General features: G+C 47.1%; 19 protein-coding genes and 1 pseudogene. 8 read left to right on the top strand and 12 right to left on the bottom strand.

What is annotated here, in order from left to right:
- Nucleotides 1-71 precede the first annotated feature (71 nt).
- The 5 genes from H6G45_RS17735 to H6G45_RS17715 all read left to right on the top strand — a co-directional run bounded on the left by H6G45_RS17735 (nucleotide 72) and on the right by H6G45_RS17715 (nucleotide 4212).
- Nucleotides 72-488: a DUF3110 domain-containing protein gene (locus H6G45_RS17735; RefSeq protein WP_223342983.1), complete on the top strand. Its 417-nt coding sequence runs from the start codon at nucleotides 72-74 to the stop codon at nucleotides 486-488.
- 156 nt (nucleotides 489-644) lie between these two features.
- On the top strand, nucleotides 645-1589 hold the full coding sequence (gene murQ, locus H6G45_RS17730; RefSeq protein ID WP_190599716.1) for an N-acetylmuramic acid 6-phosphate etherase: 945 nt from the start codon (nucleotides 645-647) through the stop codon (nucleotides 1587-1589).
- A 32-nt stretch (nucleotides 1590-1621) separates the two neighbouring features.
- Nucleotides 1622-3136 (top strand): site-2 protease family protein, encoded by a 1515-nt coding sequence (locus H6G45_RS17725; protein ID WP_190599715.1) that lies wholly within the window; start codon nucleotides 1622-1624, stop codon nucleotides 3134-3136.
- 131 nt (nucleotides 3137-3267) lie between these two features.
- On the top strand, nucleotides 3268-3651 hold the full coding sequence (locus H6G45_RS17720) for a hypothetical protein (protein ID WP_199309849.1): 384 nt from the start codon (nucleotides 3268-3270) through the stop codon (nucleotides 3649-3651).
- A 63-nt stretch (nucleotides 3652-3714) separates the two neighbouring features.
- A complete protein-coding gene (locus H6G45_RS17715) occupies nucleotides 3715-4212 on the top strand; it encodes a Mov34/MPN/PAD-1 family protein (RefSeq protein WP_190599713.1) in 498 nt (165 codons plus the stop codon).
- Here H6G45_RS17715 and H6G45_RS17710 read toward each other — a convergent pair.
- Nucleotides 4195-5967, bottom strand: a complete 1773-nt coding sequence (locus H6G45_RS17710; protein ID WP_242018236.1) for an N-acetylmuramoyl-L-alanine amidase — start codon at nucleotides 5965-5967, stop codon at nucleotides 4195-4197. The genes H6G45_RS17715 and H6G45_RS17710 overlap by 18 nt on opposite strands.
- Before the next feature lie 135 nt (nucleotides 5968-6102).
- Here H6G45_RS17710 and H6G45_RS17705 point away from each other — a divergent pair, with 135 nt between their 5' ends.
- The 3 genes from H6G45_RS17705 to uvrC all read left to right on the top strand — a co-directional run bounded on the left by H6G45_RS17705 (nucleotide 6103) and on the right by uvrC (nucleotide 8590).
- A complete protein-coding gene (locus H6G45_RS17705; RefSeq protein ID WP_190599712.1) occupies nucleotides 6103-6336 on the top strand; it encodes a CopG family transcriptional regulator in 234 nt (77 codons plus the stop codon).
- Entirely contained in the window at nucleotides 6323-6586 is a 264-nt protein-coding gene (locus H6G45_RS17700) for a type II toxin-antitoxin system RelE/ParE family toxin (protein ID WP_190599711.1), read from the top strand. The genes H6G45_RS17705 and H6G45_RS17700 overlap by 14 nt, the downstream gene beginning before the upstream one ends.
- A 96-nt stretch (nucleotides 6587-6682) precedes the next feature.
- Nucleotides 6683-8590: an excinuclease ABC subunit UvrC gene (gene uvrC, locus H6G45_RS17695; RefSeq protein ID WP_190599710.1), complete on the top strand. Its 1908-nt coding sequence runs from the start codon at nucleotides 6683-6685 to the stop codon at nucleotides 8588-8590.
- Between the two features lie 90 nt (nucleotides 8591-8680).
- On the opposite strand, the gene H6G45_RS17690 is transcribed toward uvrC, so the two are convergent.
- From H6G45_RS17690 to H6G45_RS17640, 11 genes and pseudogenes are all read right to left on the bottom strand, one after another.
- Entirely contained in the window at nucleotides 8681-9070 is a 390-nt protein-coding gene (locus H6G45_RS17690) for a clan AA aspartic protease (RefSeq protein ID WP_190599709.1), read from the bottom strand.
- Between the two features lie 499 nt (nucleotides 9071-9569).
- Nucleotides 9570-10793, bottom strand: a pseudogene (locus tag H6G45_RS17685) (AarF/ABC1/UbiB kinase family protein); the annotation flags it as partial.
- A gap of 20 nt (nucleotides 10794-10813) precedes the next feature.
- Entirely contained in the window at nucleotides 10814-11320 is a 507-nt protein-coding gene (locus tag H6G45_RS17680) for a hypothetical protein (RefSeq protein ID WP_190599707.1), read from the bottom strand.
- Nucleotides 11321-11537: 217 nt separating this feature from the next.
- A complete protein-coding gene (locus H6G45_RS17675) occupies nucleotides 11538-12347 on the bottom strand; it encodes an aminotransferase class IV (RefSeq protein WP_190599706.1) in 810 nt (269 codons plus the stop codon).
- Nucleotides 12347-13090, bottom strand: a complete 744-nt coding sequence (fabG, locus tag H6G45_RS17670) for a 3-oxoacyl-[acyl-carrier-protein] reductase (RefSeq protein WP_190599705.1) — start codon at nucleotides 13088-13090, stop codon at nucleotides 12347-12349. The genes H6G45_RS17675 and fabG overlap by 1 nt, the downstream gene beginning before the upstream one ends.
- A 129-nt stretch (nucleotides 13091-13219) precedes the next feature.
- Nucleotides 13220-15988 (bottom strand): phospholipase D-like domain-containing anti-phage protein, encoded by a 2769-nt coding sequence (locus tag H6G45_RS17665; protein WP_190599704.1) that lies wholly within the window; start codon nucleotides 15986-15988, stop codon nucleotides 13220-13222.
- An 8-nt stretch (nucleotides 15989-15996) separates the two neighbouring features.
- Nucleotides 15997-16446, bottom strand: a complete 450-nt coding sequence (locus H6G45_RS17660) for a nucleic acid-binding protein (protein ID WP_190599703.1) — start codon at nucleotides 16444-16446, stop codon at nucleotides 15997-15999.
- The gene (locus H6G45_RS17655) at nucleotides 16446-16790 is read right to left on the bottom strand and encodes a hypothetical protein (RefSeq protein ID WP_190599702.1); all 345 of its coding nucleotides are present in this window, start codon (nucleotides 16788-16790) and stop codon (nucleotides 16446-16448) included. Before H6G45_RS17655 ends, H6G45_RS17660 begins: the two co-directional genes overlap by 1 nt.
- A 121-nt stretch (nucleotides 16791-16911) precedes the next feature.
- Nucleotides 16912-17181: a BrnA antitoxin family protein gene (locus H6G45_RS17650; protein ID WP_190599701.1), complete on the bottom strand. Its 270-nt coding sequence runs from the start codon at nucleotides 17179-17181 to the stop codon at nucleotides 16912-16914.
- A complete protein-coding gene (locus H6G45_RS17645) occupies nucleotides 17144-17422 on the bottom strand; it encodes a BrnT family toxin (protein ID WP_190599700.1) in 279 nt (92 codons plus the stop codon). The genes H6G45_RS17650 and H6G45_RS17645 overlap by 38 nt, the downstream gene beginning before the upstream one ends.
- Before the next feature lie 29 nt (nucleotides 17423-17451).
- Nucleotides 17452-19005 (bottom strand): hypothetical protein, encoded by a 1554-nt coding sequence (locus H6G45_RS17640; protein ID WP_190599699.1) that lies wholly within the window; start codon nucleotides 19003-19005, stop codon nucleotides 17452-17454.
- Nucleotides 19006-19219 lie beyond the last annotated feature (214 nt).

Below are 19219 nucleotides of genomic sequence, written 5' to 3'. Positions count from 1 at the left end.
TTGATTTTTGCAGAACTACCCTAGCTCGATATGCTGGTAGGAATAGACAACTTTTAGATTTTGCTGACTCTATGCGTGTTTACGTTCTTTTATTCAACGCAGGTACGGATAATGAAGGCATCCACACCGTACAAATGGGGGGACGCAATAAGATTTTGATGTTCGCTTCCGAGGATGATGCCACCCGTTACGCCCTGCTTTTAGAGGCCCAGGATTTTCCGCCGCCCTCCATTGAAGCCATGGATTCCCGGGATATTGAAGAGTTTTGCCAAGAAGCTGGCTACGATTGCGAAGTTGTGGCGGAAGGTATGCTGGCCATTCCCCCGGAAAAAAATGTGGCGGAACCGGAATGGGACCCAGATGGGGTTTTGCAGGCAGCCCGGGAAGCTCAGAGCAATGACCAAGGCCAGGAGGAAGAAAAACCAGACACTGAATTTTCCGATGCGGAGCTAGAAAATATTCGCCGTCGCTTAGAAGGATTGTTGTAGAAAAACTGTGGGTATGCTTGTCCTGACTTTAACTGACCATGGTTTTAAAGCTTAGTCCTGGTTGGTTCACTAAATTTGGTTTGGTTGATTTTGTTTAATTTCTAATTTATTTTTTTTTTACCTAATAACCCTGCCCCCAATCCCCACCCATACCCCATGCCTAGTACGGAAAGCATAGAAGAACGCGGCCATCTATTAACAGAGCAGGCCAATCCCCAAAGCCAAAATTTGGACCAGTTGTCTAGCCTGGAGTTGGTAGATTTATTTAACCAACAGGATCAACTGACGGTAACGGCGATCGCCGCAGCGAGGGAAGATTTAGCGGCGGCCATTGAAATTATTAGTGGGGCTTTGGCTAAAAAAGGCCGTCTTTTCTACATTGGGGCTGGCACCAGTGGCCGCCTGGGGGTGTTGGATGCGGTGGAATGTCCCCCCACTTTTTGTACCCCGCCGGAGTTGGTGCAGGGTATTTTAGCCGGGGGAGCTAGTGCCCTACTCCGCAGTTCGGAAGGGTTGGAAGATATTGCGGAAGATGGAGCCCGGGCGATCGCCGACCATCGCATTACCCAATTGGACGTGGTGGTGGGCATTACGGCCGGGGGAACCACACCCTATGTCCATGGAGCTTTGGATGCGGCCCGGGCCAGGGGGGCAAAAACAATTTTCATTGCCTGTGTGCCGGAAATCCAAGCCCCCAGGCCAGCGGATGTGAATATTCGATTGTTGACAGGGCCAGAAATTTTAGCTGGCTCCACCCGTTTGAAAGCGGGCACGGTAACTAAAATGGCGTTGAACATTCTTTCCACCGGTGCCATGGTCAAATTAGGCAAAGTTTACGGCAATCGCATGGTGGATGTGGCTGTAACCAACCGCAAACTAGAAGACCGGGCAGTGCGTATTTTGCAAGATTTAACTGATTTAAATCGGGAGCAAGCGGGCCAATTACTGAATGCCAGTGGCCAACGGGTTAAGTTAGCGTTGTTAATGCATTGGTCCGGACTCAGTCTGGAAGCCGCCGAAGCCCAACTGCTCAGCCATGGTGGTAATTTACGCCAGGCCATGGATGCCTTGCCCCAGCCCCCTAACCTTGCCCAGAGATAGTTCCACTCCCAACTCCCAACATTGCTTTACCCATGCCCACTACCCTAGACCAGTTTTTAACCCCCATTGTCTTCGTCATTTTTGCCCTGGCGATCGGTGTTTTAGTCTGGGGCTACCGGCGGGCCAAACCCTTCGGTAAGCTTGGCAAACTTGCTTGGCTACAGTCCGTGGTGCTGATGGCCCCTTGGCTGTTGTATTTTGTCCTTTTTAGCTTAGGGTTGTCCCTCAGTTTGCCCGCAGTATTAATTCTGCTTTTGGTATCGGCGGGAATTTACATCTATCTCGGTCGGCAAATGCGGGAAGCAGGGCAAGCGGAACTATTGCGCCAAAAGGCGGCCCAAAGACTGCAAAATTTGGCCAAAGATCAAGATCAGGGCACAACTGCTGGGGATGTCAATGCCACCACTAGCCTCGAAGAGGATGCTTCCCCCATTCCACCGGAAGATTTGGCAATTATTAAAGGGATTTTTAGCATTGATAGTTTTTTTGCCACGGAAACCATTGCCTACCAGGAGGGGGCAATTTTTAAGGGCAATTTACGGACGCAGGCGGAGGAAGCCTTTGGCAAACTTTCGGCTAAACTCAAGGATTTGATGGGGGATAAATACCGTCTCTTTTTGGTGGAAGGTAGCGAAGACCGGCCAGTGGTAGTTATTCTCCCCAGCAGTAATGACCCCCAGCCCAGCACCCTGGCCCAGAAAAATTTGGCGGTGGTATTACTGGTGGCCACCATTGTCACTACGTTGGAGGCAAGTGCGGCCCTGTTGGGCTTTGACTTAGTAGACAATTGGCAACGGGTGGGGGAAACGGTTCCCCTGGCGATCGCCGTGGGCATTATTTTGCTCGCCCATGAGCTAGGCCATCTCTGGCAGGCGAAAAAGTGGGATGTACGCCTCAGTTGGCCATTCTTTTTACCCAATTGGCAAATTGGTTCCTTTGGGGCCATTACCCGTTTTGAGTCCCTGTTACCCAGTCGTAATGCCCTATTCGACGTGGCGATCGCCGGGCCGGCGGTGGGGGGCTTAGTGTCCCTGTTATTCCTGATAGTGGGTTTAATACTTTCCAGGGAAGATAGCCTTTTTCAGTTACCAGTACAGTTTTTACAGGGTTCATTGCTGGTGGGCACTGTGGCTAAAGTCATCCTCGGCGATGCCCTGACTAAGGACATTGTGGCCATTCATCCCCTCACGGTGCTGGGTTGGTTAGGTTTAGTCATTAATGGTTTAAATCTGCTGCCAGCGGGCCAATTAGACGGTGGCCGCATTATTCAAGCTATCTACGGCCGCAAAGTAGCTCGGCGGACCACCATTGCCACGTTGATTATTTTGGGGGGCATCACCCTCTTTAACCCCGCTAATCCCATCCCCCTCTACTGGGCGATCGTGGTTTTATTTTTGCAACGGCAACTAGAACGGCCCAGTCTAAACGAGTTGACGGAGCCCGATGACACCAGGGCCGGCCTGGGACTGCTGGCTCTGCTATTGATGTTACTCACCCTGATTCCCTTTAGCCCCAACTGGGCCCTAAGGTTAGGTATTGGAGCGTGAACTACCCCGATTCGCTTGCGCTGAAGTCGAATCTTTCTACCCCAAGGAGTAGCTAGTCTTACATTCTGACAATAGGCGGAATCCCCCGTTCCAGAGTTAACGGACTTAATTTCGTGAAAATTTCAACATCAATGCCCCATCGCTTAATGCCCGACCAGTGTTTGAGCAAACCCGCCTATCGTCTCTACCAAGCGGGGGTCTATGGTCGTTGGCTGGTGGTGGCGTTAATTTGGTGTACCCTTATCCCCTGGTCCCTCTGGCAATTCCGGGAAGACATTGTTCTATTACAGGACCATTTCACCTGGGTAGCAATTCGTTATGGTTTTGCTTTTCAGTTGGTGCCGGCCTTTACTTTGTTTGCTAGCATCGGTTTCACTGGGGCGGTGTTAATCCGGCAAAGCTGCCATCTTCTTTGGGGTCTATCCATTAAAGAAAGGAATAATCTGATCCGGGGCACCGCCAGAATTCGGAAAATTGGCCCCCGTCATCCCCTCTGGCGTTGGTTATTTCGCTAAAGTTTGGGAGATTGCCGAGATTTTTACAGGATTGCTGAAAGAGCGCAGGGAGAACTGATAGAAGTGACGCAACTCAGTCTTAGTCGGGCTCACCAGGCCCAGATTTATCGCCATGGGGAACTGTGCTACCCGGAGGAATGCTGTGGTTTGTTACTGGGAAAGGTAGTTACTCAAACAAATGGCGCACCGCCCAGCGGATCTCTGCGAGATCGCCATTGGCAAGTGTTAGAAGTTCAACCGACGGAAAATTGCTGGGGAAAAGTGGAGGAATTTGGACAGGATCATAATCAAGGCAGCAAGTTACATTACTTTGCCATTGACCCTAAAGTTTTGCTCACTGCCCAAAAGGATTGTCGCTCCAGGGGTTTAAGCATTATTGGTATTTTCCATTCCCATCCCCATGGCCAGCCCATACCATCCGAATTTGACCGGGCGATTGCCTGGCCAGAGTATGTTTACCTCATTGCTGCCGGTAAGGATGGCAAGTTCAGCACCAGCAGAAGTTGGTACTTAAACGAAGCGGGAAATTTTCTGGAAGTGGACTCAATGTTGTTGCTGTAACCAAGTGGTAATGCCGGTCGCCAAAGCTTGCACCAATTGTTCCTGGGCTTGGGCGTTGGTAATCCACTCAAATTCCCGGGGGCTGATCATAAAACCCAATTCCAGTAGCACCGCTGGGGCGATGGTGGGACGGGTTAAGGCCAAATTGTTCCAATAAACCCCATGGGAGTTTCTACCCAAATTCTCCACTAAATAACGTTGTAAAAAGTTAGCTAAATCGGCGGCCTGGGCATTGTACCAAAACGTACTAATACCGTCGGTTTCATTGGGATTACCGCTATCGGGCAAAGCGTTGTAATGGATAGAAATGGCGATCGCCGGTTGCACTTGGTTAATTTGGGTTTGGCGATCTACCAGGGACACAAATTCATCTCCGGTGCGGGTCAGATGGACATTGGCTCCCTGGGCCCGGAGGCGATCGGCTAATCGACGGGAAATCAACAAGTTAATATCTTTTTCAGGATAACCAGTGGGGCCCACTGCCCCCGCTTCACTGCCCCCGTGGCCTGGGTCGAGCAAAATTTTTACCCCCTGCAAGTTACCTGGTTGGGAAGAAATACGGGGGGGATGGCGTAGGGACAAAATTAACGTGGTGCCCTCATAACGGAGGTCGTAACCCCACTGTTGATCGGTTTTAAAAGTAAAGTAGTAATCAATGCGGTCTGGGCTAATTTGTTGCCAAGTTAAATTCCGGATAATGGGGTCATTATCAATGCGAATAGTATCAGTTTGAGCAGTGGTGTTATAAAGACTTAAAGTGAATCCTGTTTCAGTCTGATGTACTGTGACCGGCACCGGTAATTGCAGGGGGAAACGCATTTCTGTGCGATCGCCAAAAACCTGATAACCCACACTGCGAATGATGGAACGGGGCGGAGCTTGACTGGGTAGAGTGGCAGTTTCATCCGCTTTAATCCAGCCGCCATACTCTAAGCGCAACCAGTCCCCATCCCGGCCAGTAACACTGGCTTGACTCCCCTGGGGCAAAGGGGTCAACCGGGAATAATCAGTGCCAGGTCCTGTGCGGGCCACCCCGGTCTGACTGGTCACTGCAACTACCTGGGGGCGATCGCCGTTAAGTAAGGTAACGCTGCCAAGTCCAGGGGTAGAAAAATTCTGTCCCCGCCATTGCAAATTAAATTGGGGTGTGCCCAAGGAACTAGGAAAATTACTAGCACTGAATCTTTGACAACCTTTATACTGATCCGCTGCCCTTACTTTGGGCTGGTTTTCTCCGTGCAAAATTGTGTTATTGGCCGGCAACTGTACCACATTGCCCTGGGGGGTAAGGGGAATGATTTGGCCTGCCAAAGTTACTGTAGCCGTGGCATCGGTGGGGGCGATCGCCGTAAAGCAAATCGGTTCATCGGCGGGGCGACTAATGGACACAGCGGGGGTAAGGGAACCGGGGGCAAAACCACCCTGGGCCGGCAACGTAGGGCCCGTAGTAATGCGAGTAATGGTGCGCTCAATCCGTTGGGAGCCCGCCTGAAAGATAAATTGATTTTCCCCCATCTGGAGAGGAATAACAGGGGCAAAATTGCCTTGGGCACTGCGTTCAATGGGTTGACCATTCAAGGTAACCGTCACATTGGGAGCGGCGGAACCAATGAAGAAAATTGTCGGGCTACTGGTTTGGTGATTTTGCGGTGGATAAGCTAAAAATAGGGACTGGGTTTGGGCTACAGCCGGCATAGTGAAAACCACCGCTACTCTCGTACCAATCATTGTTCCCAACCAAGATTCCATCACCATTCTTAACAATCTCCTCGATGCGATAACTTTCCAGAAGTTGGCCTGTTTGTTGACAACCATATCACTAGAGCGTTGCAACATTCTGACGTTTTAACGCTATGATGTCAGGTAATTGCTAGATTTTGGCATCGTACTATGAAAACTTTATCAAAAAGATCAACTATCTATTTCGAGCCATCTATCCATCAAGCTTTAAAAATAAAGGCGGCTTCTTCCCATGTTTCCATATCGGAAATTGTGGATGAAGCGGTGCGATTACTAATGTCTGAAGACCAGGAAGATTTATCTGCCTTTGCAGAACGAAAAGATGAGCCGGAATTAAGCTATGAAGCTTTGATTAATGATCTAAAAGCCCATGGCAAAATATAAAATTACGTTCAAACAATCTGTAGCCAAAGATCTTAGAAAAATTCCTAACAGTGATGTCAAGAAAATTCTGACGAGAATTGAAGCTCTGGCTATCAATCCTAGGGGTGAAGGTTGTGTAAAATTAACAGGGGAAGAAAAATATAGGGCACGGCAGGGAACATACCGCATTATCTATGAAATAAGAGAAACGGAGTTAGTGGTGGCTGTAATTAAAGTAGGTCATCGTTCCAGTATTTATAAGGACAAGTGATAATATTTATCGGGCATTACTCCTAGATTAATTTGCCACAGTGTCAGATTTTCTAAAACTTCCTACAATTAAAATTTAAACCTTTCCCTTTTAGCAATGGTAGTCACTGCCAATTCCCTTCCCCTCATACAACAGCCAGATTTACTAGAGCAAAGACTGCAACAAATTCCCCAGGAGCCTGGGGTTTACTTCATGGGCGATCGCCAGGGGGAAATTCTTTACATTGGTAAGGCAAAAAAATTGAGAACCAGGGTGAGATCCTATTTTCGGGATTCCCAACCCCACACTGCCCGCATTGCTTTGATGGTGCAACAAGTGGCGGAAATTGAGTTTATTGTCACTGATACAGAGGCGGAAGCTCTAGCCCTCGAAGCAAATTTAATTAAACAACATCAACCCCATTTTAATGTCCTGCTCAAAGATGATAAAAAATATCCCTATGTGTGTATTACTTGGTCAGAAAACTATCCTCGTATTTTTATTACCAGAAAACGCCGTTTAAATCAGGCTAAAGACCGATATTATGGCCCCTACGTGGATAGTTTCAGTCTAAGGCAAACACTAAGATTAATACAGCGTATTTTTCCCCTGCGACAACGCCGCCAGCCTCTGTTTAAACATCGTCCCTGTTTAAATTATGACATTGGTCGCTGTCCTGGAGTGTGCCAAGAATTAATTACCCCAGAAGAATACCGCCAAACGTTGCAGAAAGTAGCCATGGTTTTCCAGGGTCGTACCCAAGAGCTACACCAACTATTGACAGAACAAATGGAAAAAGCCGCGACGGATTTAAAATTTGAACAAGCGGCCACCATTCGAGATCAAATTAATTCTTTGAGTAAACTCAACGCCGATCAAAAAGTTTCCCTACCCCAGGACACCATTTCCAGAGATGCGATCGCCGTGGCCAGCGATGGACAAATTAGTGCCATTCAATTGTTTCAAATTCGAGCGGGAAGATTGGTGGGGCGGCTGGGATTTTTTGCTGATGGGGTGGAGTCAGTGCAGGAAAAAGGAGAGGTGTTACAGAGGGTTTTAGAACAGCATTATCAGCAGGTGGAAGCGGTGGAAATTCCTAGTGAAATTATTTTGCCCTGTGCCTTACCCGATGGGGAATTGCTCAACGACTGGTTAACAGTTCAACGGGGAAGAAAAGTAACTTTTAACCTGCCCCAAAGACAAACCAAAGCTGAACTGCTAGAAATGGTAGAACGCAATGCCCAATACGAGTTGGAAAGGCTACAAAAACAGACTGCTAAGAACGTTACAGCCTTAGAAGATTTAGCGGAAATTTTAGACCTAGAAACATTGCCAAAACGCATTGAAGGCTATGATATTTCCCACATTCAAGGTTCTAACGCTGTGGCTTCCCAAGTCGTATTCATTGATGGAGTGCCAGCCCAACAATATTATCGCCATTATAAAATCAAAAATCCATCTATTAAAGTTGGCCACTCCGACGATTTTGCCAGTTTAGCGGAAGTAATTAGCCGTCGTTTCCGTCCGTCTGGAAAAAGTCAACATAGTAACCAAGATTGGCCAGATTTAATTATGATTGATGGTGGCAAAGGACAGCTATCTGCAGTGGTTAAAGTGCTAACAGAAATGGATTTACTGGATAAATTTACAGTGGTTAGTTTAGCTAAACAAAGAGAAGAAATTTTTCTACCGGGAGAATCTCAACCGTTGCTCACCCATGCGGAGCAGCCTGGGGTACAATTATTACGCCGCTTGCGGGATGAAGCCCATCGGTTTGCGGTCAGTTTCCATCGTCAACAAAGACTTAGTAAAAGTCGGCGATCGCGCCTAGATGAAATCTCCGGTTTAGGTTTTAGTCGCCAAAAACAACTGTTAGCCCATTTCCGTTCTTTGGACTATATTCGGGAGGCCAGCGTCAAACAATTACAGGAAGTACCGGGAATTGGCCCCCAATTAGCCCAGGCGATTTATGACTACTTTCATCCCACAAGCGAACAAACTGTTATTTCCACAGTGGAATCTTAATGAGTCTTAGTTGTGAACAGCAATGCGGATGGGTTGACAATATGTCTTACTACCAACATTTTCAGAAAATTTGTTGCCCATGAGAGTAAATTACCGTATATTTTTCACCAGAGCAGTAGGAATATTAGGACTTTCAGGATTGACCATAATGGTTTGTGAACGGGGACTAATAACCAAATCCATATCTTCCAAGGGCACAGCCCCCAGCAAGACTGAATCTCCCAAGACTAGGGCTCCAGTAAAACAGTTGCGATTGCCAAACCTCACTTGAATTGGTCCTACATAATCAACTAGTCTTTTTTTGCTGTCTGCGGTGGTGACTTCCCGCTGTTCCAGCTTTTCTAATTTGAGTTGAATGACAACATGCTCAGGAATGCAAAGGGTGATCGCTCCTGTATCAACTAAGGCGTTGACCTTCATTGGTTGTAGAGTTTTTTCTTTGGGATTAATAAGCTCAATATTGGCATAAACTAAACCCATTTTATTGACCTCAAGGAAAATTATAATTTGCTGGCTATGATCGCATAACTATAACCGTTTTCAGGCGAACTAATTATTATTTTAATCTTCCTGATCGCAGAATACTAATCACCAACCAAAAACCAATTACCGTAGCGGCCAAAAACAGAATATTAGCAATTAAAGTCAACTGTTGATCATTGCCAGTGGAAAGAATTGCCGCCCCCATAATTAGGGAGCCAAGCACAATGCTAAAAGATAAACGATTCGCTGATTTATCGATGGTGCGTCGTAAGGGTTCCAGACCCTCAATGCGGACATTCCATTGCAACGTTTCCGTTGTTAGGCGATCGAGCAATACGTCCATCTGCCTAGGGGTTTTGAGGGAAACTGCTTTGAGATCTAAGACTGTCCTTAAGGCTGTTTGCAAAGGGTTAGTGCCAAACAATTGCCGACGAAAAAGATCAGTAATTAGGGGATTAATTTCTGTAAATAAATTTAATTCGGGATTAAATTGTCTTCCCGCCCCTTCGAGGTTTGCTAAGCATTTGGCGTATAGTCCCAAACAAGCGGGAACTTTCAGTTTATTTACCCTGGCAATGCGAAGAAATTCATACACTACTTCACTGAAGTTAAATTCCGACAAGCTTAGGTCATAATATTTCCGCAACATGCGTTCATAATCCACCTCTAACCGCTGGAAGTTAACGTGACCAACCGATTCCGACAACTCCACCGTTAACTGGGCACAACGTTTGGCATCCAAATCAACGATCGCCAATAGCATTTCCGTTAATAACTGCCTGGTGCGGGGATCAAGGCGACCCACCATGCCGCAATCAATTAGAGCTAAACGACCATCTTCTAAGTAAAAAATGTTGCCGGGGTGGGGATCGGCGTGGAAAAAGCCATCGACATAAAGTTGCTGGAAAAAGGCCCGGAATAATAGGGTGGTAATTTCCTTTTTGCGTTCGGTAATATTTTTCTCGCTAGGGGGCTGACTTAAATCCGCCGTTAAAATTGGCACTCCATCAAGCCATTCCAACACGAGAAATTTCTCGTTAGTTAATTTCCAATAAACTTTCGGAATTATTAATTGATTGGGATCAAACCAGGTGGTTTTAGCGAGGTTAGACCGTAGGGTATTGGTATAAATCGCTTCGGTATCAAAATTTAACTCGGCTTTAACCGTTTGGGTAAACTCATCCGCTAGTTTGACAATGTCGTAATTCTGGCCAAATTCTGTCCGGGAAATTAACTCAGCTACATCTTTAATCAGTAAACTATCCTGCTCCACGACGGCATCAATGCCAGGACGTTTAACTTTAATGGCAACGGTTTCCCCACTCTGCAACACTGCTCGATGGATCTGGCCAATGGAACCGGCGGCGATGGGTTCAGGCTCAATTTCTTGAAAGGTTTCCTCCAGAGGTTGGGGAAATTCCCTCTGCAATAAATCATCGATCGCCGACCAAGGTAAGGGGGGAACGTTGGATTGTAGGGCAGTGAGGGCGTTGATATAGCGGGGAGGTAAAAGGTCGGGGCGGGTGCTGAGCAGTTGCCCCAATTTGACGTAGAACGGCCCCAACTCGACGAGGATTTTGGTGAGAACTTCCGGTGTCGGAATTTGTGGTTCCCCCACTTTCCCCATGGTTAAGAGGCCGTTCATGTAGTCCCAGCCGTTGCTGAGCAGTACTTTAATGATCTCGCCACGGCGATCGCCGGCTTGAGGTAAGGCAAACATTAAGTGTCAATAAGAATTGGTCAATGGCGCACTGCTGCTTGGTAAGACCAGTGTAGGAGAGTTAGTCCCAGCGCCAATTTAACTAATTCTAGCCCCCAATAGAGCCAGTGCAAGGGCATCATGGCCGCAGGCATTTCCCCGGTGCTGGTGAAACTCGCCATATCAAAGCCTAAATCCGTGATGGCTGGGGTCAAAATGTAGGTATAAACAATGGCGATCGCCAAGAGAATGATGGCGAAAATTCGACTAAATCTTTGTCCTGGATCAGAGAAAAAGCCCTGTTGATGGAGTAAAAAACAGCCAGAAGCCACTAGACCGGCAAATAAGAGTTCTAAGTGGTTAAAAATGGAAAATAGCAAATGCCCAGCACTGATAAAACCCGGCTCGGCCATCATACCGGCGGCGGAAAGACTGGGCACCACCAGTAAATCCATCACCAAGCTACCGGTGAGCCACATGGCCAAACTGCCCATCACGAGCAGGGGCCAATCCACCATGGCAATGGTTAATTTAGCGGTACGGTTCATAGATCACCTCACTCTGGTTAACAGAGTTGTATTTAAAGTTAAACAAAATTTAATCAAGCTGGAATAATGGGGCAAAAATTACCCAAGAAATAATTGCAGATATCTTTATTATTGGCAGGGGATTTAGTTCCGAGGAAAAAATTGAGATGGATCTTTACAGAATGGGCATAAATTGGAGCTTTTCGTAATCTTTGTTTACGTTGGCTTGAGTAAAAATTCAGCGATTCTTTATCCAATAACTAGCCAGCAGGCCGTACTCCCGACTCTGGGCAGAAGCAAAATTTAACCAACCTTCTCCCTCCTTCCCGACCCGATTGATGGGGACAATTTCCACGCCGCTGTTGCTGTAGGCCAAACCCTGAAAAGTGTGGACCAAATCCTTTGACCACCGATCGCCATGAATGGTTAACCCTTGCTCCTGCAACCATCCCCTTAAATGCTGGAGAGTAATACCCGGTAACTGTTGCCCAGTTAGGGGAGGGGTAAAAAATTCGCCGTCCCGCCAACCCCAGAGATTCCCCGTGGACGTCTCCAACCAATGGCCGTTAGCATCAGTCAAAATAGCTTCCTGGGCCTTATTTTCCTGGGCAATACGTTGGGCTAACCAAGGAGCGAAATAATTGCCCGTTTTCAATTCCGCTAGGGAACGTTGGTAACGACCGGGGGCCATCAGCCAAGCATTAATGCCTAATTCTTGTCGTTGTTCCAAATCTTCCGCCAGGGCCCGCCCTGTTATTAACATCTGTCCCGAAGGAAAACAGGTTAGACGTAGGATCGGATACCGTTGGCTCAAATGCCGAGCCGCTTGGTCCACTTGCCCCCAGTCCGGTGCAGGCCATTGCAGACTAACTAAACTTTGTCGCAGGCGATCGCCATGGTCAACCCAGTGGGAAAAGGGATGGTCAAGACATTGCTGGTAAACCCTCAGAGTGGTGAATACCGTGGCCCCATACAGTAAACCAGGCTCATGCACCGGCAACTGGATTACATCCTGCTCAAACCATTGACCGTCCCACCAGTACACCATTAGAACATCACCATGCCGCCATCCACATTAAAGGTTTGCCCGGTAATGTAGGCCGCCGCTGGGTCCGTGGCCAAAAAACGAATAGTGCCGGCCACTTCCTGCGGTTGACCATAGCGAGCCAGGGGAATAAATTGCAAAATTGGCTCTGCATCAAGATTTTCAGTCATATCCGTGGCAATGAAACCGGGAGCCACCGCATTGACGGTCACCCCCCGACTAGCCAGCTCTTTGGCAACGGTTTTGGTGAAGCCAATTACTCCTGCTTTGGCGGCGCTGTAGTTAGCTTGCCCGGGATTACCCATCATGCCCGCCACGGAGGTGATGTTAATAATGCGCCCACTTTTTTGCTTGAGCATTAATTTAGCCACTGCTTTGGTGCAAAGAAAGACTCCGGTTAAATTCAGATCAATGACCGCCTGCCAATCTTCCAGTTTCATCCTCAACAGCAACGTATCCCTGGTGATGCCTGCATTGTTCACCAACACATCGATGCGACCAAATTTGTCCAGCGTGGTTTTAATCAACTTATCCACTTCCTCACTGTTAGCCACATTGGCCTGCAAGGCGATCGCCTCTCCCCCTTTGGCTATAATTTCCGCTACCACAGCATCGGCGGCCGTACTGGATTGGGCGTAGTTCACCACCACCTTCATCCCCGTGGCGGCCAGGGCCAAAGCCGTTGCCTTACCAATACCCCGGGATGCCCCAGTTACCAATGCCACCTGTGTCGTTAATGCTGTCATAAACTGTTCTCCTATGGAGGCGCAATCGATGGCCAATCAGCCATTACGCCATAATTTCAAGCTAATTTTGTTTTTGTGATGGAAGCCGATGTTAATTCTAAAGGTTAGGTGTCGGTTTAGGGCAAAGATTTAGGTACTCCACCCAGCCCTCATAAGGGTGTCAATACTCCGGCGCGATAACACCTGGGCGCAGTTCCGCCATTCATCTTCCTCCGTGTCTAAGTTTGCGTTGTAACGAATGTCGAAACCGTTCACTCGCTTTTGGGTTTTAATATACTTATCCAGCTTCTCATCTAATCGTTCGATACCCTCAATCCAATCGTCTTGGATAGTGTCAGGTAGAGAACCAAATAGATCAAAACGATCTTTCATCCGAGCTGATAGGGTTTCATAAATCTTTTCATCGACAGTGTCCTGATAAACCAGGTTTAACATGTCAACGGTGGGTCTTACTTGCCCAAAACGTTTAATCCGCCCAATGCGCTGTTCAAGACGGGTGGGATTCCAAGGTAAATCGACATTAATCAATGTTCCCAATCGTTGTAGGTTAAGCCCTTCACAGGCGGCATCGGTGGCAACCATTATCCGCACCGCTTGATCTTCGACTAATTTTTTAAGCGTTTCTCGGTCTTCTTCATTACGATCGCCGGGGCCGCGAAAAAGGGCACTTTTGCCTGCGCCAGCATAGAGACCAATGAGCGTATTGGGAAAAGTGTGAGCCAGTTGCTTGGCGACCCAGGCGGCGGTGTCATAGTACTGGCTAAAAATAATACAGCCATGGTCTACCCATTTTTCGTTAATCAAGAAATGCTTAACAGCTTTCAGTTTGGGATCTTCTACTTGGATTCTTTCCAAGGCGGTAATTAATCGCTCCAGAGCTTCCTGTTCGGCGGTCACGGTGTCAATAATTTGGTCGAAAAATTCATCTGACTCATCTTCAATGGCCTGATCGTCTAAAATTTTACGGGCTGTGTTAATTCCGGCGGCGCAACTGGAACATAACCGCTGTTGCATAAGGTTTTTCATAAATCCCGCTGCCTTTACCCGTTTGCCGTAGGCGGTGCCAAAATCGTTGGCGGCTTCGTAGGCTTCGGCAAAGTTTTCATCGGTTCTCAGAGCTTGGTGCTGAAACAGAACAGTAAAGGCAGTGGGGTCTTGAGATTTTTGGACATCAGGGTGTAGGTCAACGCCGACTTTGGGCAATAAGCCGGCCGCCTCTAGCACGGTGCGTTTACGTAACACCACATGGCGGACAATGGGATTATGACGCTGGAAAAAGCGGTTGTTTGCCTGCTGGGATTCTAATAAATCTTCGAGGTCATCCCGCACGGCACTGGGTAAATCTATCACCGGGGCATAACAGTTAAATTCCTGGGGTTTGAGTCCTAATTCACCACGGATTTCGTGCATAACCCGCCGAAAGTCCTTTTCTTCCGAGGAGCCTAATGGGGGTAATGGTGATCGCAAAAAGCGCCAAGCAGTTTCTGGGTCGTTGGGATTTTCTAGGCCGGTGACGACGGGAAGAACGGAATCGGCATGGTGCCAGGGGCTAAAGTCACTGCCTAGGACAAAGTTTCCGTCCCCTTGATGGAGGATATTGAGTTGATCCCAGAGGTCTTCAACTTTGGTTTGCATGGGCGTTGCCGTACCCAGCAAAACATGTTTTGATCGCCGGGCGGCATCAATCATAAAGCGGAGGAGGGCATTGGGTTCCCCGGCTTTTTTCCCTAGACCTTGCTTGGTGCGAGATTTATGGGATTCATCTTGGATCAGGATCTCGAAATTGACTTGGCTCAGCAGATCCCGTTCAAGGGTGGGTTGGGTGATCAGTCCCGTGGAAATGATGCCAATGCGGAAGGGGCAACGGCTGATATTTTCTGGGCCAGCGGGGGAAATGATCCGGGCTTCGGTATCGAGCCAAACTTTGCGGCGGGAATCCCAACGGGCACAGGGAACCCCCAATTTATCCAGCATTTCCGTTTGCCATTGTTCTGTGAGGGTGGCGGGGGCAAAAATGGCGATCGCCTTGCGTCGAATACGACTTCCTTTTTTGGCCAGTTCTTGTTCGCTTAACAGGGCCAAGGTCAGGGCGGCGGTGCCCAACGATAGGGTTTTGCCAAGTCCCACTTCATCGGCGATTAATAAGCGGACTGTGCCATACCAGCGTAAATGTTTCAGGCATTCCCTTACAAAGGCCCGCTGCCAGGGTTGCAAGGATAATCCTTCTCGATACATAGGACATTCCACCAAGGCCGCTGGCGGTAACATCTCGCTATTCTCAGCTTGGTCGAGGGTAATTTCCTTGCGGTGGGCCCGTCGTCCGAGTTCTTGGACAATGGCCCGGGGTAAGGACACGGCATTTTGCCAGAGGGTATCAAATTCAGTTTGTATCCAGTCCACCCCCTCTTGGCTTTGATCTAGCCAAACAATTTCATAGTGTTCCTGCCAACCGGCTTTCGTCTCATTCATGGAACCAATGAAGCCCAGACGAGATCCGTCTTTTTTTTCGATTACGCCCGCTTTACCGTGGACAAATCCACAATAGTTATCTGGGGCAACGCGAATGGCGTCAGGATGTTGGTGCAAAAAGTCATACAGCCATTGGTATCGGGGGCGGTTTAATAAGGATTCTGCTTCTACGGGTTGGGTGTTTAAGCGACCCAATAATTTTGATTCACAGATTTTGGCAATTTTTATATCTTCGGATCTAACATCAGAGTTACAGACGATTTTGACTTCTTCTATGTCTTCCAAATATTCCCCCGCGATTTCAAATAGGGAACTGGTGAAATACCCGGCGATGCGGTGGTAGCGTTTGGCTCCTTTGAGATGTTCTACTAGAACGGAGCGGTCAATGCGATGGGTGCGGGAGGAATAGCGTTGGATGGGGAAGTTCATAAAGACACTTAAATTTCATGCCAATTTTTGGCAGTTATAAAAAGCGATAAATGTTTCGGATTACTTGTTGCGACAAGTACTTGATGCTCCATTTCGGATAATAGAATTGCCTGGGCAGCTAAAATCACGTCGCCGTCTAGCGCTCTATCATCTGCTGTGGGTTTACCCTGTTGCCTAACCTGTGCCCAAAGTTGAGCCGCTTTTAGCATGACAGCAGTTGTAATTGGTAAAAACAAGATCTCCTCTTTAAGTTGATCTAGTCGTCTAATACCGGCTAGTTTTTTTGCCCGAATCAGTTCGCGTCGTACTTCATAGTCAATAATCTCTGGAAGGACAGGAAGATAGTTTCTTTCTGGGAGATTTTGAAACCATTCTTGACAGTCTTGGGTACTAGAAGAAGCCTTGGGATTAGTGATTAGGCTTAATGGCGTCGAATCTAGCAGAATTAAAATTGCCATTAAATAGACATCTCTTCTGTTTCTACCATTACCTTAAGTGTTTCAAGTTGTTCGGTTTGATCACCTTCTTTAAGCCAGGAAGTTAATAAGTTTTTGAGTTTTTGTTGTTGAGGTAAACTACTTTTTTGAGCAATTTCTTGAGTAAGATTATCCCAGTTGGATGTCTGATAATTCGGAGCTATATTTTTAAGAGATGATAATGAACTATTGTTTAAGTCCTGGGAATCAACAGATTCGTCAATTACAAGGACAACTTTAAATTTGCCAATTGGTAGATGCTCAACTTGGCTGAGTTGAATGTGTCCGTTAGCGCTGATGGTGGCGATCGCCTCGATAGTTTTCATGAAGATTTTTGTTAAAAATGGAATGAACCTTGTTTAGAGCTTTTAAGTAAAAAGTTCTGAAGAAACTTGAAAATGGTATTATTCTTCTGTTTAAATAGCACAGGGCAAAATTATTTTGCATTTAAGGAGATTCTTCTACTTGAATATACTGACGTAAAGCTTCATTGATGAGATGTGAATAATTCTCTCCTTTTAATTTAAACCACTGTATTAAATCCGAATCAATCTCAACCAAATTTTTAGCTTCGTTAGAAGGGATGACTAGCTTGGCTCGTTCAAAAAAGGAGTCAGTTAAAGGCGGAATATCAGAATAATCAATATCTTCATCTGACAAAGATTCTAATGCTGACCAATTAGTGCGAGATGTAGCGTTGGAATCGTTTTTTTTCATGGTTATTTGCCCGTCGTGCTGAGATAATTCGGATAAAATTTTGGAACCGCTCTGTCCAGACAACAACGGCAACGCCAGGGCCTAGAAACCCTATTCCGATCCACCGTTCTTCGCCGTAGTCAGATCGATTGTCAAATTCGATTAACATTTCACTATCAAACATGGCTGGGACATCGGCAAAATCAATTTCATGCTTACGAATATTTTCTAAGTTTTTAGCTTCGTCCCACTCGAACTGCATGACAGTAATAGGTTGTTTCTAGACGTATTTTAACCCCCCAAACCTTCATTTTGGATGCGGCCAGCGATGATCTGAGCTTTTTGGCTCTCCTGGGGTCGTTGATTTTCCAGCATTTCGGCCATGTATTGGGCCATGGCGATCAGGTGGGGTCGTTTGGTGAAGTAGGTGTCATCCAGGCTGGTGCGAATTTGGCTCATGACAACTTTGGGGTCTTTGTCGGCCAGCAGTTCCTGGATCGCCATCAGAATTTCACTTAGGAGGGTTTCCGCTAGATCGCCACTGGCCAATTCTCTCGGTTTAAAGTCTTTGGCTCCCTTGAGGCGAGCGTTATTGGGCTTAACGGAGGCCAAAGCTACATGGAAGGCTTTGGCGAAGTTTTGATAGTTATCAAGCTTTTTGCCCCCAGCTTTTTCAATGGCCAACATGCGTAGATAGAATCGTTCGACGCCGCTAATTTCGCCCCAGGTTTCGGCATTAATGGCTCTGAGGCGATCGGGAATCAGCAGGTTATTGGCAATTTCGGAGGCGTATTGCACGATGTCATCGACGACGGTAGTTTGGCCTTTTTGGCGAGGTTGTAGAGCCAGGGCAGTCACATCCCGGCCATCCACGACCGTGTATTGGGTCAGGACTTTCATGGCGGCGGCGTAACCGGCCATTTGTAGATCGGAATCGGTGAAGACGCTTGCCCCGTGGGCACTGGCCGCTTCATTGAGGTTCAGCATGGCTTCAATTTGGGCGGCCACTTCTTTACGGATTTTGGGCAATAGTCTTTGTTTGAAGGTGCTGGCGGTCTGTAATCGTTTTCGCAGTAGCAGGGTGACGGTTCCTTGGACGTAACCCCCTTGTTTGAGGGCGGAACTGGTTTCGGTGGCGATGTACCAGGCGCTGACCACTTGCAAACCTGCGGCCCAGAAGATGGAGACCATATCCGACCAAACGCTGGTGTCTTGGTGGGTGAACATGACGCACTGCAAACCGTTGTCGGGCATGTGTTCGGTCATGGCTTTGTAAGCATCCACCATGCCTCGCCGAAAGTCTTCTCCATCGCCTTTTATGGCTAAACTGCGGCGGGAATCCCAAATCCATTGATCAAAAGGGGGCGGCGGATTTTTGCGGAGCCAAGCAATAAAAAATTCGGTTATTTCCTCGTAATTGACGGCATCGGCATAGGGGGGATCTGTTATGTAAATTTCACTTGAATAACTTAATTGATGTGCAGGAAAAGATAAAATTTTATTTTTTGAAACAAATGGATAATTTGAAGGATTAATAAATGCAAAATCGTTTAAAGCCAAAAATCCTCGACATCCATAATTCCATAAAGTATTCAATGCTTGATTAGAAAAAACATCTTTTACGCCTTCCCTACCTCTATCGGCAGAATCCCAACGACTGAGTTTTGTACTTCTGTTGAGTGAAGAAGATAGATCGAGTAGAGTGATCAAGTTACCCAATTTATGATGGTTATAATTTAGTAAATAAAAAAGGTATAAATGCCTTGGGCCAAATAAATGATGCCAATAACGCCAACCTCTTTCCCGATGTAGGCGAGTCGTTTCTGAACCTTCTTCAATTGCCATACGGCGGATTCTATGACGAGGTGGTACAATGAGGGACAAATATTCAGGGGAGTTCATCGAAAAGTAAAATGCCAGCTCTATCAGTTGATCTAAGAGAAAGGATAGTCAAGACCTATGAAGGTGGTGGAACCTCAATTAGAAAAGTAGCAGAGCAGTTTCAAGTAAGCAAAACGACCGTTCAGGATTTGCTTAAATTGAAACGAGAAACGGGACA

Origin of the sequence: Synechocystis sp. FACHB-383, assembly GCF_014698605.1 — a bacterium.
Taxonomy (GTDB): Bacteria; Cyanobacteriota; Cyanobacteriia; order Cyanobacteriales; family Microcystaceae; genus Synechocystis; species Synechocystis salina.
The sequence above is the reverse complement of the archived record's forward strand: the minus strand, read 5'-3'. Positions and strand labels throughout refer to the sequence as shown.

Coding starts and splice junctions, on each gene's coding strand:
- H6G45_RS17710 (WP_242018236.1), bottom strand. CDS start 5,967: ATGGTGATGGAATCTTGGTTGGGAACAATGATTGGTACGAGAGTAGCG.
- H6G45_RS17705 (WP_190599712.1), top strand. CDS start 6,103: ATGAAAACTTTATCAAAAAGATCAACTATCTATTTCGAGCCATCTATC.
- uvrC (WP_190599710.1), top strand. CDS start 6,683: ATGGTAGTCACTGCCAATTCCCTTCCCCTCATACAACAGCCAGATTTA.
- H6G45_RS17700 (WP_190599711.1), top strand. CDS start 6,323: ATGGCAAAATATAAAATTACGTTCAAACAATCTGTAGCCAAAGATCTT.
- H6G45_RS17675 (WP_190599706.1), bottom strand. CDS start 12,347: ATGGTGTACTGGTGGGACGGTCAATGGTTTGAGCAGGATGTAATCCAG.
- H6G45_RS17640 (WP_190599699.1), bottom strand. CDS start 19,005: ATGGCAATTGAAGAAGGTTCAGAAACGACTCGCCTACATCGGGAAAGA.
- fabG (WP_190599705.1), bottom strand. CDS start 13,090: ATGACAGCATTAACGACACAGGTGGCATTGGTAACTGGGGCATCCCGG.
- H6G45_RS17725 (WP_190599715.1), top strand. CDS start 1,622: ATGCCCACTACCCTAGACCAGTTTTTAACCCCCATTGTCTTCGTCATT.
- H6G45_RS17665 (WP_190599704.1), bottom strand. CDS start 15,988: ATGAACTTCCCCATCCAACGCTATTCCTCCCGCACCCATCGCATTGAC.
- H6G45_RS17680 (WP_190599707.1), bottom strand. CDS start 11,320: ATGAACCGTACCGCTAAATTAACCATTGCCATGGTGGATTGGCCCCTG.
- H6G45_RS17660 (WP_190599703.1), bottom strand. CDS start 16,446: ATGGCAATTTTAATTCTGCTAGATTCGACGCCATTAAGCCTAATCACT.
- murQ (WP_190599716.1), top strand. CDS start 645: ATGCCTAGTACGGAAAGCATAGAAGAACGCGGCCATCTATTAACAGAG.
- H6G45_RS17720 (WP_199309849.1), top strand. CDS start 3,268: ATGCCCCATCGCTTAATGCCCGACCAGTGTTTGAGCAAACCCGCCTAT.
- H6G45_RS17735 (WP_223342983.1), top strand. CDS start 72: ATGCGTGTTTACGTTCTTTTATTCAACGCAGGTACGGATAATGAAGGC.
- H6G45_RS17650 (WP_190599701.1), bottom strand. CDS start 17,181: ATGAAAAAAAACGATTCCAACGCTACATCTCGCACTAATTGGTCAGCA.
- H6G45_RS17655 (WP_190599702.1), bottom strand. CDS start 16,790: ATGAAAACTATCGAGGCGATCGCCACCATCAGCGCTAACGGACACATT.
- H6G45_RS17645 (WP_190599700.1), bottom strand. CDS start 17,422: ATGCAGTTCGAGTGGGACGAAGCTAAAAACTTAGAAAATATTCGTAAG.
- H6G45_RS17690 (WP_190599709.1), bottom strand. CDS start 9,070: ATGGGTTTAGTTTATGCCAATATTGAGCTTATTAATCCCAAAGAAAAA.